Origin of the sequence: Lentzea sp. NPDC004782, from assembly GCF_040609115.1 — a bacterium.
Lineage (GTDB): Bacteria > Actinomycetota > Actinomycetes > Mycobacteriales > Pseudonocardiaceae > Lentzea.
Map to the genome: position 1 here is coordinate 1 of NZ_JBEXJN010000164.1, position 1,044 is coordinate 1,044.

The 1,044-nt window shown below is 35.6% G+C and carries 1 protein-coding gene; it reads left to right on the plus strand.

Annotated elements, in window-relative coordinates; genetic code table 11:
• Positions 1-669: IS982 family transposase (locus ABZV40_RS46445; protein ID WP_355456522.1), on the plus strand; the 669-nt coding region annotated here is incomplete at its 5' end.
• Positions 670-1,044 lie beyond the last annotated feature (375 nt).

The following is a 1,044-nucleotide window of genomic DNA, read 5'->3' on the forward strand; positions in this document are numbered from 1 at the left end:
CTAGAATATTCTCGCTTTGTCCGCCGTTGTAATGCCCTCTTACCGAGTATCCAAGTCATTCGCCAAGCACTCGTCTTTAAAGAGGTTGAAGGAATGAGTGTATCCATTATTGACAGCTTCCCCATTCCTTTGTGTCAGCCTATTCGTAACTTCAGAAGCAAAGTTCTTGGAGATTATGCAAATGTTGGCTACAATGCTACAAAGGGACAGTACTTCTATGGATGTAAATGTCATGCTTTAGTCAGTGAATCAGGCTATGTCATAGACTACACAATTACTCCTGCTTCAATGGCTGACAGTACAATGGCCGAGGAAGTATTGTCTCAATTTGGCACACCCATAGTCCTTGGAGATATGGGCTATTTAGGTCAAGTGCTTCAAGATAGGCTTGAACTCAAGGAAATTGAACTTATTACACCCGTCAGAATGAACATGAAGAAAAAGGACATAACTTTTCCTAATTTTTCAAAACGTCGAAAAGTCATTGAACGCGTATTCTCTTTTCTGACAAACCTCGGAGCTGAACGCTGTAAAAGTCGTTATTCTTATGGTTTTCAAGTCAAATTAGAGATGACGATTTTAACTTATTCTCTAATGTTGAAATCAGCTAAAACCGTGAATTCAATGACTTTAAGATACTCTACCGGATATCAGGTCATGGCTGAATAATCAACTAGCAATTCGGGTATTTAATATATTTATTATTTACTTAACCAAAAATAGAAAACTAGTCATAACTTCCCATTATGTCTAATTTTTAAACTTTGAGTTGATATGAGAGCGCAAAATTACTTCCTAGATTTATCGTTTACAATCAGTCCAAAGTTGCATGATTTTCCATTCAAATTATGTTTTAATAGTATTAAAATAACTGATGGAGAATATTTAATATGAAAATAGGTAAGCGCATTTTATTAGGTCTAGTGGCAGTATGTGCTTTATTTTTAGGAATTATCTATCTTTGGGGGTATAAATTCAACATATATTTAGTACCACCCTCCCCTCAGAAGTATGTTCGAGATGCCTTAAAAAATATGGATGAAC